6 protein-coding genes are annotated in these 15,537 nt (G+C 54.8%); 4 read left to right on the top strand and 2 right to left on the bottom strand.

Annotated features, from left to right (window positions below; translation table 11 throughout):
* Positions 1-84 precede the first annotated feature (84 nt).
* Positions 85-1,746 (top strand): DNA repair protein RecN, encoded by a 1,662-nt coding sequence (gene recN, locus HVZ52_RS05555; protein ID WP_016157188.1) that lies wholly within the window; start codon positions 85-87, stop codon positions 1,744-1,746.
* Between the two features lie 149 nt (positions 1,747-1,895).
* A complete protein-coding gene (gene bamE, locus HVZ52_RS05550) occupies positions 1,896-2,240 on the top strand; it encodes an outer membrane protein assembly factor BamE (protein WP_003826401.1) in 345 nt (114 codons plus the stop codon).
* Positions 2,241-2,290: 50 nt separating this feature from the next.
* Here bamE and HVZ52_RS05545 read toward each other — a convergent pair whose 3' ends face one another.
* Both HVZ52_RS05545 and ratA read right to left on the bottom strand, forming a co-directional pair.
* Entirely contained in the window at positions 2,291-2,587 is a 297-nt protein-coding gene (locus HVZ52_RS05545; protein ID WP_003839823.1) for an RnfH family protein, read from the bottom strand.
* Positions 2,571-3,014 (bottom strand): type II toxin-antitoxin system toxin RatA, encoded by a 444-nt coding sequence (ratA, locus tag HVZ52_RS05540; RefSeq protein ID WP_003031213.1) that lies wholly within the window; start codon positions 3,012-3,014, stop codon positions 2,571-2,573. Before ratA ends, HVZ52_RS05545 begins: the two co-directional genes overlap by 17 nt.
* 154 nt (positions 3,015-3,168) lie before the next feature.
* Here ratA and smpB point away from each other — a divergent pair, with 154 nt between their 5' ends.
* Together smpB and HVZ52_RS05530 are read left to right on the top strand one after the other, a co-directional pair.
* Complete coding sequence (gene smpB, locus HVZ52_RS05535; protein ID WP_003031211.1) at positions 3,169-3,651, top strand: SsrA-binding protein SmpB; 483 nt, start codon at positions 3,169-3,171, stop codon at positions 3,649-3,651.
* Positions 3,652-4,232: 581 nt separating this feature from the next.
* Entirely contained in the window at positions 4,233-15,488 is an 11,256-nt protein-coding gene (locus tag HVZ52_RS05530; RefSeq protein WP_181598973.1) for a BapA/Bap/LapF family large adhesin, read from the top strand.
* Positions 15,489-15,537 lie beyond the last annotated feature (49 nt).

Below are 15,537 nucleotides of genomic sequence, written 5' to 3'. Positions count from 1 at the left end.
TTAACGCCAACCTCTTTACTGTATAAAAAACCAGTTTATACTGTATGAAATTACAGTTATGGTTTTTCATACAGGAAAACAGCTATGTTGGCACAACTGACCATCAGCAATTTTGCTATCGTTCGTGAACTTGAGATCGATTTCCAGAACGGAATGACCGTTATCACCGGTGAGACCGGTGCGGGTAAGTCCATTGCCATTGATGCTCTCGGTTTGTGTCTGGGCGGACGCGCAGACGCAGACATGGTACGTGCAGGCGCCATGCGAGCCGACCTCTGCGCCCGTTTTGCCTTAAAAGATACCCCCGCAGCCCTGCGCTGGCTGGAAGAGAACCAGCTTGAGGAAGGCCGTGAGTGTTTGCTGCGTCGCGTTATCAGCAGCGATGGCCGCTCCCGTGGGTTTATTAACGGAACCGCCGTTCCGTTATCGCAGTTGCGCGAGCTGGGCCAGTTACTTATTCAAATCCATGGCCAGCATGCGCATCAGCTCCTGACAAAATCAGAACACCAAAAATCCCTGCTTGATGGTTACGCCAATGAAGCGTCTCTGACCCAGGAAATGGCTGCGCGCTACCAACTATGGCACCAAAGTTGCCGTGACCTGGCGCATCATCAGCAACAAAGCCTGGAACGCGCAGCCCGGGCGGAATTGTTGCAATACCAGTTAAAGGAACTGAACGAATTCAATCCGCAGCCGGGTGAGTTTGAGCAAATTGATGAAGAGTACAAGCGCCTGGCTAACAGTGGGCAATTACTCACCACCAGCCAACAGGCGCTGGCTATCCTGGCAGATGGTGAAGACATCAATCTGCAAAGCCAACTGTACACCGCAAAACACCTGGTCACTGAACTGGCAGGCATGGACGGCAAACTTTCAGGTATTCTGGATATGCTGGAAGAGGCCACCATCCAGCTCAGCGAAGCCAGCGACGAGCTGCGCCACTATTGCGATCGTCTGGATTTAGACCCTAACCGCTTGTTCGAACTCGAACAGCGTATCTCCAGGCAAATCTCGTTGGCGCGTAAGCATCATGTTGCCCCTGAAGTGCTGCCACAGTTCTATCAGTCGCTGCTGGATGAACAACAGCAACTGGACGATCAGGCCGACTCGCTCGAAACCTTAACCCTGGCGGTGAACAATCACCACCAGCAGGCGCTGGAAACGGCAAAAATGCTGCACCAACAGCGTCAGCATTATGCGCAGGAACTGGGACAACTTATTACAGAGAGCATGCATGCTCTCTCGATGCCGCACGGTGTCTTTTGCATTGATGTGAAATTTGAGGAGCACCATCTGAGCGCAGACGGTGCCGATCGCGTGGAGTTTAAAGTGACCACTAACCCAGGTCAGCCGTTACAGCCAATTGCGAAAGTCGCTTCCGGCGGGGAACTGTCACGTATTGCGCTGGCTATTCAGGTCATTACAGCACGTAAGATGGAAACGCCTGCGCTAATTTTCGATGAGGTGGATGTTGGTATCAGCGGCCCGACGGCTGCGGTAGTGGGTAAAATGTTGCGACAGTTGGGCGAGTCAACGCAGGTAATGTGTGTTACTCACCTGCCGCAGGTTGCGGGCTGTGGTCATCAACATTTCTATGTCAGCAAAGAAACAGATGGCGCGATGACGGAAACACACATGCAGCCGCTTGATAAACGCGCGCGCCTGCAGGAATTAGCCCGTCTACTTGGCGGTAGCGAAGTGACGCGCAATACCCTCGCAAATGCAAAAGAACTGCTGGCGGCATAAACTTTTTTACCTTGTGAAGGTCTGAGTTCAACATAAAATCGCCGACCGACCCGACAGCAAAAGGTTTTAAAGTGGTGAAAGGTCTATTATCATCGGCATATTACATATGAGCCGCGTACTGCTCGGGCCCGAAAAGGAATCAAATCACTATGCGCTGTAAAACGCTGACTGCTGCTGCAGCAGTACTACTGATGTTGACTGCAGGCTGTTCCACTCTGGAGCGAGTGGTTTACCGCCCTGACATCAACCAGGGAAATTATCTGACACCTACCGATGTCGCTAAAGTGCGCACGGGTATGACGCAACAGCAGGTTGCTTATGCTCTGGGTACACCAATGATGTCCGATCCTTTTGGCACTAACACCTGGTTTTATGTGTTCCGTCAGCAACCTGGACATGAAGGCGTAACCCAGCAAACGCTGACGCTGACCTTTAACAGCAGCGGCGTATTGACCAACATTGATAACAAACCCGCTTTGACCGATAACAAGTAGGTTTGAGAGATCAAAAAAAGGTGCTCAATGAGCACCTTTTTTATTGTCTGTTACTTTTTAGCGGATTTCTCTGCTCGCTGTCTGCGCAGCTCTTTTGGGTCAGCAATCAGTGGCCGGTAAATTTCCACCCGATCGCCGTCATGTAGAACATCAGCAAGCTTTACCGGACGGCTGTAGATACCCACTTTATTTTTACTGAGATCGATATCGGTACGTAATTCCAGCAGCCCGGAAGCGCGGATAGCCTCTTCCACCGTTGCGCCCTGCTGCAGCGTTACGCGCTGTAAATACTGTTTCTCGGGTAGCGCGTACGCCACTTCAACGACAATTTTAGCCGACGCTGACACTGTAAACCTCTTTCGCGCGAACCGTGAAGGCCTGCACCATATTTGAAGCCAGTTCTTTAAAGATACGGCCAAACGCCAGCTCGATTAACTTATTGGTGAACTCAAAATCGAGGTGAAATTCAATACGACACGCTTCATGACTCAGTGGCGTAAACTTCCAGCCGCCAATCAGCTTCTTGAACGGCCCATCGACCAGATGCATCAGAATGCTCTGATTACTGGTCAGTTGATTGCGCGTGGTGAACGTTTTACTGATCCCTGCTTTCGAGACATCCACAGCGGCCGTCATTTGTCCCGGAGTCGACTCCAGTACGCGGCTACCGGTGCAACCCGGCAAAAACTGAGGATAGGACTTAACATCATTCACTAGCTGATACATCTGTTCCGCACTGTAGGGTACTAAAGCGGTCCGGCTAATCTGAGGCATAACAATTCCCATCAATATCAATCACACAAATAATACCATTTATCACCCGCTAAAAAAAACGCTATAGCCTAACTCGTGCTAAGATAGCGCCTTGCGCCCCGCTGGATGAAATGGGGTGTTTTTCGATTCCAGATTACCTATACTGAGCGGCATTATGACGAAGAAAAAAGCACACAAACCTGGCTCAGCCACAATCGCGCTAAACAAGCGCGCACGACACGAATACTTTATTGAAGAAGAGTTCGAAGCAGGACTCGCCCTGCAAGGTTGGGAAGTCAAATCCCTGCGCGCGGGTAAAGCCAACATCGGCGACAGCTATGTCATACTCAAAGACGGCGAAGCGTTCCTGTTTGGCGCCAACTTCACGCCAATGGCGGTGGCCTCAACACACGTGGTATGCGACCCCACTCGAACCCGTAAACTGTTGTTAAACCAGCGTGAACTCGACTCCCTGTATGGTCGTATGAATCGTGATGGTTATACCGTCGTTGCGCTTTCGTTGTACTGGAAGAATGCCTGGTGCAAAGTGAAAATTGGCGTTGCGAAAGGTAAGAAACAGCACGACAAGCGCTCTGATGTGAAAGAACGCGAATGGCAGTTAGATAAAGCGCGTATCATGAAAAATGCTGGCCGCTAAATGCTACTCCCCTGTGACCAGTCTCTCCTCCTGAGGCTGGTTCTTATTTTTTAGTTATCGAAAACCACACAATACATTCACCGAGTTTATAGTTTATTTATGCTGAATCGTTCAGATATGAAATAAACCCCCTGTCATTACCGTTGCGGTCTATAGTCCAATAATATAAAAGTTCAAGACCATAGCATTCATATTTCCATTTATTTAATACCACTATTATTACTATTGTTTATTATATTGGCATTCATTTCAATAAAAACAAAATCATTTAAATACAATTAGTTGCCATGAAAACAACCGTTAAAAACAAACTGGAAAGTATCCTTTTCAAATGACTAATTACTTTTTTAATATGGATAAGTTGCAGAATACTTTCTTTCTGACTATATCATCTAATACGAAAGAACTATTCAGCCGAAAGGGCCCAGACGTATTTAATCAATAAACTAACATCTATGTGACCTAATCAATGAAATTACATGTGTAAATTCATCTTTATGATGAACGGAGCCCCTGTCTGCTCATTTTCCCAGCGCGCTGTTGCGGATTAATACTCCCGGCATGCCATCAGGAGTGAACATATGCGTCTACTCGCCGTTGTATCAAAATTAACTGGCGTTTCCACAAATGTTGAAGCCTCTGAAGTTACGCTCAGTTCACCTTCTATCGTGAAACTGTCTGTGTCGCGTGAGGAGGTGAGTCAACTCACGCGCGTTAATCAGGATCTGGTTGTCACACTCCGCTCAGGTGAAACCATCACCATTAAAAATTTCTACCTCGGAAAAGGCGAAGCGCAAAACCAACTTGTTCTGGAGGACAGTAATGGCGCACTGTGGTGGGTTCAGGATACTGACGGAGCATTCCATTTCCAGCACCTGGACGATCTCACACCGCTGATGACGGCCGAAGGCAGTCATGAAGGCGGCGCCGTCTGGCCGTGGGTTCTTGGCGGGATCGCTGTCGCTGGCGGGATTGGCCTCGCTGCGGGTGGTGGTGGTGGCGGCGGCGGTGGTGGGAGTGATAATAACGCTGGAAACGGTAATGCCGGGAACGGCAATGGTAGCGGCGGCAATGGCAACGGTGGCAACGGCGAAGGTAACGGTAACGGTAATGGCGACGGTGACGGTGATGGCGGCACACCGCCAACGACAACCCCTAACAGGCCTGACGTCCCCGTTATCACCAGCATAATCGATAACCAGGACCTGATTACTGGCCCTGTCAATCAGCAGGAATCCACCAACGATAATACGCCGACACTCCAGGGCACCGGCCCCGCGAATGCCACATTACATATTTTTGATAACGGCGTCGAAATAGGCCAGGTCACAATCGATGCCAACGGCAACTGGTCGTTTACGCCATCCTCTCCTCTGGCAGACGGCACACACCAGTTTACCGTCAGCGCTTCAAACGGTGCTGGCAGCAGCGGCATGTCGGACAGTTGGGAAATTATTGTCGATTCGCTTGCCCCCGACGCCCCCGTGGTCACTCAGGAAACCGACAATGTCGGTTCCATTACCGGCTTTATCGCCAATAACGGCGTAACCGACGATGCCACGCCGACGCTCACGGGCACAGGCGAAGTAGGTAGTTTCATCAGCATTTCTGATAACGGCATTCTGATCGGCATGGTCCGGGTGGATGACAATGGGAACTGGACATTTACACCAGACATTCCGCTCAGCGATGGTGTTCACAATCTGACGCTGACGCAAACTGACGCCGCGGGTAACGTGAGCGCGGAAACGCGCGTGCCGACATTCACCGTTGATACCACCCCGCCTGCAGCCGCAGTCATTTCCTCCGTTAATCCGGAAGGTACAACGGTAACCGGTAGCGCTGAGGCGGGAAGCCTGGTCATTATCATCGGCAGTAATAATCAGGTTTTGGGTTCAACTACGGTCGGTCAAACCGGCAATTTCGTCATCGCGATTTCGCCCTCACAGACGCACGGTGAAGCGCTGATCGCGAAAATTCAGGACCAGGCAGGCAACATCGGGCCAGAGACCTCTTTCAATGCCACCAACTCTGGCTACCCGGGCGTGCCCGTTATCGTCAGCATAATGGATGATTTTGCCCCCTCAACCGGACCATTGAGCAATAATCAGGCCACCAACGACCAAACGCCTACGCTCTCAGGTACCGCAGACGCCAACAGCACGGTTAACATTTATAACAATGGGGCGTTTGTCATAAGCGTGCTAGCTGATGCCAGCGGCAACTGGACCTGGACCTCCAACACCAATTTGCAGGACGGCTTATACGCCTTCACCGCCACCGCGACAAACCAGTCAGGTACAGGAGGCATGTCACCAGCGTTCAATATCAACATCGACACCCAGCCACCGTCGCCACCTGATGATCTCAACGTATCTGCGGATGGGACTGTCGTCACCGGAACGACCGATCCAGGCAATACCGTGGTTATCACCGGCAGTGGCGGAACTCAGATCGGCAGCGGCGTCGCCGGAACGGACGGCTCATTTACCATCACCATTAACCCACCACAGACCAATGGCGAAACCATTGAAGCCATCGCAACCGATCCGGCAGGAAACCCAAGCCTGCCAGAAACGGCGCTTGCACCAGACATTACCGCGCCACAGCCCCCAACAAACCTGCTAGTTAATGGCACTGGCGACCAGGTCACCGGCAAGGCCGAACCCGACAGTACGGTCAATATTCTGGATCCAGATGGCAATATCATTGGTACGGCAACTGCCGATACGGATGGGGATTTCACCGCAACGCTGGTTCCGCCGCAAACCAACGGCGAGACCCTTACGGCAAATGCGACCGACACCGCAGGCAACAAGGGCAACGACGCCTCTGTCAACGCACCGGACACCACGGCACCTGATGCGCCAACCGGCGTCACCGTCGCCGGAGACGGCGGTTCTGTAAGCGGACATGCTGAAGCGGGAAGCACCGTCACCGTTAAAGACAGCAACGGTAACCCGATTGGCATAGGCCAGGCTGACAGCGGCGGCAATTTCACCGTGTCTATAGCGCCGTCGCAAAAGAACGGCGAAACGGTAAAAGTCACCGCAACGGACAGCAGCAATAACGAGAGTCAGCCTACCTCCGCGTTGGCTCCGGATATCACTGCACCAAACCAGCCAGTTATTATTGCCGTTACTGATGATGTTGACGATTTCACTGGCCCCATCAATAACAATGAGTTAACCAACGACGATAAACCGAAAATTGAAGGCATCGCCGAAGCAGGTTCGCGGGTCAAAATTTATGATAATGGCACCCTGCTTGCGACCGTTACCGCTGATAACAACGGTAACTGGAACTATACGCCCACCGCAGCACTAAGCCAGGGCGCGCACGTATTTACGGTGACGGCAACAGACGCTGCCAACAACACCAGCAGCGCCGCCAGTTGGAAAATTATTGTCGATAGCATCGCCCCAACCGTTCCAGTAATAACGTTGGTTAACGATGATGTTGGCAGCATTACGGGCAACGTTGCAAATAACGGTTGGGTCACCAACGATAACACGCCAACCCTCTCGGGTACCGGTGAACCAGGTTCACTGGTGAGCCTGTACGATGGCAGTCTGTTGATGACGGTTATTCTTGTCGACAGTTCAGGCACCTGGAGCTATACCGTTCCGGGAAATCAGGTGCTCAGCGATCGCACTCATCAGTTTACGGTATCGGCAACCGATGCCGCCGGTAATGTCATCACCTCACCCACGGTGGTCAGCGTTACCGTAGATACTCAACCGCCAGGCGATCCTGTCATTTTGGCTGCCACCGACGATGTTGGGAATGCGCCGATCGATCTGCCTTCCGGAAGCCGTTCAAACGATACCTTACCAGAGCTGAAAGGAACCGGAATAGCCGGTTCTACAATCACCCTCTATGAGGGTTCCACGCCAATTGGCAGCACAACGGTTTTACCCGCCGGCACCTGGAGTATTCAACTCAGCCAACCGCTCAGTGAAGGCGCACACAATTTATCCGCTATCGCCACGGACGCTGCAGGCAACGCCAGCAATGCCGGGAACTTTACGCTGACGATTGATACCACCCCACCAGTTGCCCCGGTTATCAGCTCCGCAGAAGGTCTGATTGGGACAAATCTACAAACGCTGAGTAACGGCAGCAGTACCAAGAGCTCGAATCCCGAACTCTCCGGAACCGGCGAGCCCGGCGCGAAGATTACGATTTATGATAATGGCGGTTCTATTGGCATCGTCACCGTACAGCCAGACGGCACCTGGACATTTACCCCAACCTCACTCGCCGACGGGCCGCATAAATTTACCGCCACGGCGACTGACGTCGCGGGCAACACGGGGATCCCGTCGGCAAGCTTTACTCTGACAGTAGACAATACGCCTCCCGCACAACCAGCCGCGCCAATCATTACCGACGATGTGGCTCCGGTAACGGGAGTGGTCACTAATGGCAACACCAATGACACCACGCCAACCTTTAGCGGCACGGGGAACGTCGGGGATCTGATTACCCTCTATCTTGCTGGTACTCCCCCATTGCAGGGAACAGCAACAGTAGGTGCAGACGGTACCTGGAGCTTCACTCCGTCAGCACCGGTTGCTCCTGGTAGTTATCAGGTAACTCTCACCGCAACCGATCCAGCAGGCAACGTCAGCCTGCCATCTAACGCCATAACACTGAACATCGACACGACGCCGTCTGCACCTCCGGTGATTATCGCCGCCAACGATAATGTCGGTGACGCCACGGGCGACCTTGCGCCAGATGCCGTGACTGATGACACCACGCCAACCATTCGCGGTACTGGCACAGACGGGGATACCATCACCCTGTATAACGGGGGGACGGTGATCGGTACTACAACGGTGGCTGGCGGAACCTGGAGTATTACGCCAGGGACTGCGCTGGCGAACGGAAGCTACACGTTAAGCGCCACCGCAACCGATCCGGCAGGTAACATCAGCGACAATTCAAACAGCATTTCGTTTACGGTTAACAACACGAAGCTGACGTTGCCGCAGGTAACGGATATCCAGGATAACGTTGGAATCTTTACCGGTTCGCTAACCAGTGGCAGCGTCACGGACGATACCTCCCCGGCCCTCAGCGGGACCGGCACACCGGGCAGTACAGTGTTAATTTTCGATGGCAATAATCCCGTCGCAATTGCTACGGCTACCGTTGCTGCTAACGGCACCTGGAGTGTGGATGTTCCCCTCACGCCGAACGTCACTCACACACTGACGTTCGGCGCAGTGGATGCCGCAGGTAACTCACTGGCTGCAGATAACCCGCTGACGTTGATTGTCGATACGCTGCCGCCTGCAACGCCTACGGTTACCAGCGTAGACCCTAACGGGACGCTGGTAAGCGGTACGGCCGACGCCGGCAGCACCGTGATTATTCGCAGCGGTAACACCATTCTCGGCCAGGGGGTGGCAGACGGTTCTGGTAACTTCTCTGTCACCATTTCGCCAGCGCAAACAACCGGTCAGGCGCTCAACGCCATCGCTCAGGATACCGCCGGAAATCAAAGTGATCCGACAACGTTTAACGCCGCTACCTCCAGCGTTCCGCATCCACCGATTCTTGAGATCGTTGATGACATCGCGCCCATCATGGGGGTGATTGGCAACGGTAAAACCACCAACGACACCTTACCGCTGCTGCAAGGGACCGCAACTGCAGGGGCATCGGTGACTATCTATCAAAATGGCGCATCCATCGCCACGGTAACCGCCGATGCCGTGTCTGGCGCATGGAGTTATCAGCTACCCACTGCGCTGACTAACGGCATTACCTATAACTTCACGGTTTCACAAACGGTGGACGGTACCCCAAGTGGTCTGTCGCCCAACTACGCAATCACCATCGACACCACGCCCCCGCAGGTGCCAACTATCACCAGCATTATTGACGATATTGCCCCCGGCACCGGATCGTTGGATAAAGGGCAAATTACCAACGATTCACGCCCAACGTTTAACGGAACCGGCGAAGCGGGGGCAACCATCACCCTTTACGATAATGGCATCGCTTATGCCACTACCACGGTAAACAGCAACGGATTCTGGAGTTTTACCCCGACCGCTCCGCTGGGAGAAGGCGACCATATCTTTACCGCTCGCGCAACAGATGCCGCAGGCAACCAGGGAGATCCATCCGGTGATTTCCAGATCATTGTCGATACCCTGGTGCCGAATGCCCCCTCTATTGTGACAGTCACGGACAACGTTGGTGCGATTCAGACCCTGACCTCCGGGCAGTTGACCAACGATAATACTCCAACGCTTGCTGGCGTTACCGAGGCGGATTCGCTTGTTACCATCCGCGATAACGGGGCGGTCATCGGCACAACCATCAGCGATGAAAACGGCAACTGGAGCTTTACGCCTGCGCCTGCCCTCGGTGAAGGCAGCCACTCGCTGACTGCCACCGTCACAGATGCCGCGGGCAATATCAGCCCGGCAACGCCGCCGTTTGTGGTTGTCGTCGACACGCTGCCGCCAGCGGCACCGACCATTACCTCCGTAATTGACGATCAGCCTGGCAATACAGCGCTGACCAACGGACAACTGACGAACGATGCGCAGCCTACGCTGAACGGCAAAGGCGAGATCGGTACCATCATCACGATCCGTGATAACGGCGTCGCCATCGGTACAGCGCAGGTGGACGAGTCAGGCAACTGGCGCTTCACACCGGATGCACCGCTGGGACAGGGACAACATATATTCACTACCGTTGCCACCGATCAGGCAGGTAACTCCGGCGGAGTATCATCATCGTTTACTATTGAGCTGGACTCAGTTGCCCCGTCAATCCCGGTCATCAGCTCAGTTCAGGACAGCACCGCACCGACAACAGGCCCGATAACCAACGGGCAGACCACGAATGAATCCCGTCCGGCCCTGAGCGGCACCGGTGAAATTGGCGCGACCATTACCGTCCTGAGCGATGGTCAGCCCATCGGCACCACCACCGTTGGGGCTAACGGCACCTGGAGCTTAACCCCAACGGATGCACTCAGTAACGGCCCGCATACGCTGACCGTCACCGCCACCGACAGCGCCGGTAATACCAGCCAGCCATCCAATAGCTTCACGCTTATCGTGGATACCGTGTTGCCTGGTACGCCAGCGATTACTCAGGTTGCAGATGATGTCGGCCCGCTGATCGGTAATCTGAACAACGGTCAGGCCACGAACGATCCACTCCCGACGCTTAGCGGCACGGCTGAAGCCAATTCCACGGTAAGAGTTTACGATAACGGATCGTTTATCGGCTTTACCTCAGCGGATGGCACGGGCGCCTGGAGCTTCACGCCAGGAACCGAGCTTGGCAACGGTAACCACGCGCTGACAGTGACAGCCACCGACGCTGCCGGAAACGTCAGCCCCACGTCCGCTGGATTTAACATCGTTGTTGATACCGTCGCCCCGCTTGCACCAACGATTATCCAGGCTTTTGATGACGTGCAGCCGGGAACCGGAACGCTGTCGAGCGGGGCCTTTACCAACGACACCCGTCCCGTACTCAACGGCTCGGCGGAAGCCGGTGCCCGGGTAGCCATTTACGATAATGGCACGCTGCTGGCAACGGTAACTGCGGCGATAGACGGCACCTGGGAATATCTGCCTGCCGCGCTGGGTAACGGTCAGCATGTGTTTACCGCTATCGCCACCGATGCCGCCGGAAACGTAAGTCCTACCTCCGGCGGGTTTATTATTAATGTCGACACCATTGCGCCATCCGCCCCGCTGCTGGTCTCAGTGGTGGATGATATCGCAGGCGGCGTGTTCAATGCGGCGCTCAACAACGGACAACTGACCAACGATGCGCGCCCGACGCTGAACGGTACCGCCGAGGCAGGCAGCACCGTCAGCATCTATGATGGAAGCACCCTGCAGGGTACGGCGCTGGTGCAAAGTAATAACAGTTGGTCGTTTACCCCAACTACGCCGCTGACGAATGGATCGCACACCTTCACCGTCACCGCGACTGATGCGGCGGGCAACACCAGCAGTGCGACGGCAGGCTTTAGCGTGGTGGTCGACACCACGGCGCCGACGCGGCCTTCAATCAGCAGCATTATTGACGACGTCGGGCCAAACACCGGGGCGATTGGCGCTAATCAGCCAACCAACGATGCACGCCCAACGTTAAACGGCACCACAGAAGCCAACGCGCGGGTCGATATTTACGATAACGGCAGCTTTGTCATCAGCGTGACGGCGGACGGCAGCGGTAACTGGAGTTACACCCCAACCACCGCGCTGGCACAAGGTACCCACTCCTTTACCATCACCGCAACGGACAGTGCGGGTAATACCAGTGGCATATCGTCTGCGGCAGCGATCGTGGTCGATACCGTCGCCCCGGGCATTCCTACAGGGCTGGCGGTAAACGCCAACGGTACCACGCTCACCGGCGTTGCCGAGCCAAACAGCACGGTCATTATTACCTCCAGCGGTGGAACGGTGCTCGGCACGGCAACCGCCAACGCCTCCGGTAATTTCACCTTCACGCTGAACCCACCGCAAATCAGTGGGCAAACGCTGCAGGTCAGCGCCCAGGATGCCGCAGGCAACATCGGCACGGCGGGTAACGTTCTGGCACCGTTTACTGGCGTACCGCCTGCGCCGGTTATAGCCAGCGTTCTCGATGACGTCGGTACGATCACGGGGCCCGTCGCCCCCGGTAAAACCACCAATGATACGCTGCCAACGCTCAACGGAACGGCGCAGGCTAACGCCATCGTCAGCCTGTACAACAACGGCGTGCTCATGGGCACCACGACCGCAGACGGTAACGGCATCTGGAGCTTTACTCCATCGGGGGCGCTCAGCGAAGGTAACCACGCGTTTACCGCCACTGCAACAAACGCCAACGGCGCAAGCGGATTGTCCAGCTCGTTCAGCGTGATTGTGGACACCACGCCACCGACCGCGCCAACGATACTGATCAGCGCCGATGGCGGCACCGTCAGCGGCGTCGCCGAAGCGGGAAGCACGGTCACTATCTCCCTGCCCGGCGGCACCAGCGTGACGGCAATCGCCAACAGCAGCGGTGTCTACAGCGTCAACCTGCCGGTTCGCCAAATTGAAGGCCAGTCGCTGTCCGCCACGGCGACCGATGCGGCGGGCAATACCTCATCACCGACAAGCGCTATCGCACCGGTATTGCCACTGCTGGCTGAAGACAACGTCACCAGTCTGCCGCTGCAAACCGATGTTATCGTCAGCACCGATCATCAAAGCGATTATGGTTTCCTGCTGGTTAATGCGTTGGGGAATGTCGCCAACGTGCTGGGGAACGATACGGCAAGCGTTAATTTCAGCATCGCTTCTGGCGGCAGCGGATCCATTACGATCAATGCCGCCGCGACCGGTGTGGTGCTGTCGCTGCTAAACACGCTTGAAGTCGTTATCCAGCGCTTTGACACCGGGCTGAATGCCTGGGTAACGGTGGTGGATACCGGGAAACCAGACTTCGCCAGCCTGCTCACCCTGGGCGCCTCGGGCGTAACGCTCAATTACAGCGGGCTGACTGGCGGTGATTACCGCGTGGTCAGTTACAACACCAACCTGCTGGCGACCGGCGCATACACCAGCCTTGATGTCTCGGTGGTGAAAGCCAGCGCAGGGACCATCATCGGCGGTACCACGGAATCCGGGAACATCATTACGGATACCGATCCCGCCAACGGGCAGGATAATGCGCCTTCCGGCACGTTGGTCACCGCCATCACCGACGGTAACGGCAACGTTGTGAATATCCCGGCGGGCGGCATTGATGTGCAGGGGAAATACGGCATCCTGCATATCAATCAGAACGGTAGCTACACCTATACCCTGACCAATACGTCAATCTCGGTGTATGGGCGCTCCGAAAGCTTCACCTACACGCTGACGCATGGCAGCGATCACTCCTCGGCAAAACTGGTGGTAACGCTCGGTCAGGCTCCAACCACCAGCACGGTAACCGCGGCAGACGATGCAGCAGTGCTGACTTACGGAACGCAGGTCATCGCGGTTGACCACTTGCCATCACAACAAACCGGCTTCACGCTCGCCAGCGTCGGACTCGGCAATGTGCTGGACGTCAGTCTGGTCAACGGTCTGACTAACCCGATTAAGTTCAACGTTGACGATGGCGCAACCCGCACGCTGACCGTACAGGCGAATGTTCTCGGCGTGACGCTTGGCGGCTTCGATCTCTATGTTTATCGCTTCAACGAGTCAATTCAGCAGTATGAGCAGTACCGGGTACAGCCAAACTGGGTCACCGCCCTACTGGGCGGAAGTTCGTCAGCGTATACCATTACGCTACCGGGTGGCGATTATCTGTTCCTGCTTAACGCTTCCGGCGGCCTGACGCTGCTGACCAGCTATACCCTGAATATTCAGGCCGATCACACCTACGCCGTCGACAGCCTGAGTGCGACAACCAATGGCAATCTGCTGGTCAACGACTCGGCTCCGGCCAATACCGTTATCACCGAAGTAAACGGTATCGTCGTTAACGGGACGGGCACTACCACTATTAATGGGCAGTACGGCACGCTGACTATCGATGCGAAGGGGAACTACACCTACACGCTAAGAAGCGGACTGGGTGCAGACGGTATCAACACCCCGGACAGCTTCGTGTATAAGGTCAGAGCACCAAACGGCGATACCGGCAGCGCCTCGCTGAATATCAAACCAACGCCGCAGCCGCTGGACGCCGTAAATGACGTCAGCAGCACGATGGCGGTCACCACGCAGGCGGACACCTCCAGATTGTTTGCTGACAACAGCGTCGGGAACGCCAGTTGGAACGCCCAACTCCTTTCTCCCACCTCACAAAATGGCACTGGCGTCATTGAGGTCGCGACGGGAACGGCGGTGCAAAACGCCATACTGCATTTTAACGTTGCTTCAGGTCTGACGCTGGGCGGACTGACCGTCACCTGGGCGCTGTATGACAGCAACAACGTTAAGGTTGCCAGTAACTCATTCAACGGTGGATTGCTCATTGGCGGCAATATCGATATTGCCCTGGGGATCATGTTGCACCCCGGTAACTATCGACTCGACTACACCGGCAGCGTCGGGGCTTTAGGGCTGGGGAATATCACCATCACCCCTAGCGTGAAAGGCACGATAATCGACCTGCAGAACGTCGAAACGTCCGCGGCAAACAGCGTCGCCGGCAACATTTATGATGGGGACCATATTGCCAGCGTGCATACCTTGCTGACGGTGAACGGCACGGGCGGTAGCACCGCCACGCTGGATCCGCTGAGCAGCACGACCAGCGCCATCATTAACGGGCTGTACGGCAAACTGACCATTGGCATTGATGGTCATTACACCTACGCCCTCAACAGCGATGTCTCACTTTCCACCATCCTCACCAAAGAGACATTTACTTACACCCTAAACGATCAGAATGGGCATACCGATACCGCTACGTTGACCATCAACATGAATCCGCAGGTTGTAAGCACCGTAGATGCCGATCGTTTTACCGGCAGTGTCTACGGCGATACGCTGATTTATCACCTGCTCAACGCCAACGACGCTACCGGTGGTAACGTTGGCAATGTTGGCGTTGGACCTACCGATACCTGGACCAACTTCTCGCTGGCCCAGGGTGACAAAATCGATATCGGCGACCTGCTGGTGGGCTGGAACGGGCAGAACGCTACGCTCGGCAACTACCTCACCGTGACCACCAACGGTAACAACACGGTGATTGCCATCGACCGCGACGGTACCGGCAACACCTGGCACTCAACCAATCTCATAACGCTGGAGAACGTACACACCACGCTCGATGAGCTGGTGCAACAAAATCACATTGTGCCCTGAAGCTAACGCATAACGTTAAAGCGCCATAACTACAGCCCCGGATGCCATG

It is taken from the genome of Citrobacter sp. RHB36-C18 (assembly GCF_013814485.1).
In the GTDB taxonomy this organism is placed as follows: Bacteria; Pseudomonadota; Gammaproteobacteria; order Enterobacterales; family Enterobacteriaceae; genus Citrobacter; species Citrobacter braakii.
This window is presented reverse-complemented; position numbering and strand designations above follow the sequence as displayed.

What these genes read in the sequence shown, in the direction of transcription:
- HVZ52_RS05530 (WP_181598973.1), top strand. Translation starts at nt 4,233, where the DNA reads ATGCGTCTACTCGCCGTTGTATCAAAATTAACTGGCGTTTCCACAAAT.
- smpB (WP_003031211.1), top strand. Translation starts at nt 3,169, where the DNA reads ATGACGAAGAAAAAAGCACACAAACCTGGCTCAGCCACAATCGCGCTA.
- ratA (WP_003031213.1), bottom strand. Translation starts at nt 3,014, where the DNA reads ATGCCTCAGATTAGCCGGACCGCTTTAGTACCCTACAGTGCGGAACAG.
- recN (WP_016157188.1), top strand. Translation starts at nt 85, where the DNA reads ATGTTGGCACAACTGACCATCAGCAATTTTGCTATCGTTCGTGAACTT.
- bamE (WP_003826401.1), top strand. Translation starts at nt 1,896, where the DNA reads ATGCGCTGTAAAACGCTGACTGCTGCTGCAGCAGTACTACTGATGTTG.